The organism is Kribbella sp. NPDC051952 (assembly GCF_040680855.1).
Lineage (GTDB): Bacteria > Actinomycetota > Actinomycetes > Propionibacteriales > Kribbellaceae > Kribbella.
Genome location: NZ_JBFAXQ010000061.1, coordinates 1 through 1870 on the forward strand (window position 1 = coordinate 1; position 1870 = coordinate 1870).

The following is a 1870-nucleotide window of genomic DNA, read 5'->3' on the forward strand; positions in this document are numbered from 1 at the left end:
CGCTGATGCAGGCCGTCGCCGCCAACCCGCTCGCGGCGCCGGAGATCATGGGCGTCAACGCCGGCGCGGTTCTCGTCGTCGTCCTGGCGGTGACCGTCGTACCGTCACTGTCCGGAGCGCCCACGATCCTGCTCGCGTTCGCGGGAGCCGGTGCTGCCGGTGTCTCCGTGATGCTGCTGGCCGGCTCGGGACGAGGTCGGACCAGTCCGGTCCGGCTGGCGCTGGCCGGTGTCACCGCGAGCAGCCTGCTGATCTCGCTCACCCAGGTGCTGATCATCTTCGACGAGAACTCGACGGACAGCGTGCTGTTCTGGCTCGTCGGCGGGGTCAACTTCGCCGGCTGGGGCGACATCCGCAACCTGCTGCCCTGGCTGATCCTCGGCCTGGTCGGTGCGTTCGCGATGGCTCGGCCACTCAACCTGCTTGCCCTCGGCGACGACATGGCACGCGGGTTGGGTCAGAACGTCGAGCGGACGCGTCTGCTCGGCTCGGCCCTCGTCATCGTGCTCTGCGGCGCGGCGGTGTCGGTGGCCGGTCCGGTCGCCTTCATCGGGTTGATCGTTCCACACATCGTCCGTCGGCTGGTCGGCTCCAGCTACGTCGTACTCCTGCCGCTCTGTGCGATCGGTGGCGCCGTACTGGTGACGTATGCGGACCTCGTGTCGCGCTTCGTCCGGCCGCCGTACGAGGTGCCCGCCGGTGTGGTGACCGCGCTCATCGGCGCACCGATCTTCGTCTACCTCGCACGCCGGCAGAAGGTGACCTCATGACCAGTACAACGGTGATGGCGCAGCATGTCCGGCGTACGTCGCTGGCCCGGCGCCACCCGGGACCGTTGATGATCTCGCTCAGCGTGCTCGCGCTGATCCTGAGTTTCTACAGCCTCAGCGTCGGCGCGACCGAGGTCTCGCTCACGAACGTCCTGCACGCACTGGTCGGCGACACGTCGGACCAGGCGGCGTCGATCGTGCTGAACTTCCAGCTACCGCGGGTCCTGCTCTGCTGGCTCGTCGGTACGGCGCTCGCCGTGTCCGGCGCGGTCATGCAAGGCGTGATCCGGAACCCGCTGGCGGCACCCGATGTCATTGGTGTCACCAAGGGTGCGGGCTTCGGCGGCATGCTGTTGCTGCTCGCGATTCCGGGGATCCCGGTGGTGGCCGTCGTACCGGCGGCGTTCATCGGTGGCGTGCTGGCGGCCGGAATGGTCTACCTGTTCGCGTACCGGCGCGGGGCGACTCCAGTGCGGATCGCACTGGTCGGTATTGCGGTCAGTGCGGCCTTCGAGGCCGGCATCCGGTTCCTGTTGGTGCGCAACCCGCTCGATGTCAGTGCGGCGCTCATCTGGTTGACCGGGAGTCTGTTCGGCCGGTCGATGAGTGCGGTGCTCGAGATCCTGCCGTGGGTGCTCGTGCTGGTCCCGTTGATCGTGATCTGGGCCCGCAAGCTCGACGTACTCGGCCTGGGTGACGATCTGGCCGCAGGGCTTGGTGAGCCGGTGGAGAAGACCCGCCGGGTGCTGCTGCTGTTCGCGGTCGCCTTGGCTGCCGCCGCGGTGGCAGTCGCCGGGACGATCGGCTTCGTCGGCCTGATCGCTCCGCACATGGCCCGTCGGGTCTTCGGCGGCAAGCACCTGGCGTCCATCCCGGCCGCTGCGTTGTTCGGTGTCTTGCTGATGTTGTTCGCCGACATGCTCGGCCGTGGATTGGCCCCACCACTGGAGATCCCGGCCGGCCTTGTCACCGCGGTCGTCGGAGGACCGTACTTCCTGTACCTGCTAGGCGCGCCGAGCAGGCGGCCCGTGGCGGGATCTGCGAGCACCTTGCAGAAGCCTGTGGTGTCCTCCATCGCCCACCCGTACGCGACATCGGCG

General features: G+C 68.3%; 1 protein-coding gene and 1 pseudogene. Both read left to right on the forward strand.

The features are described 5' to 3' along the window. Window positions 1–770, forward strand: a 770-nt coding sequence (locus AB0L70_RS41745; RefSeq protein WP_363692495.1) for an iron ABC transporter permease, incomplete at its 5' end; no start/stop codon positions are given. A 68-nt stretch (window positions 771–838) separates the two neighbouring features. Further along, window positions 839–1765, forward strand: a pseudogene (locus tag AB0L70_RS41750) (iron ABC transporter permease); the annotation flags it as partial. Window positions 1766–1870 lie beyond the last annotated feature (105 nt).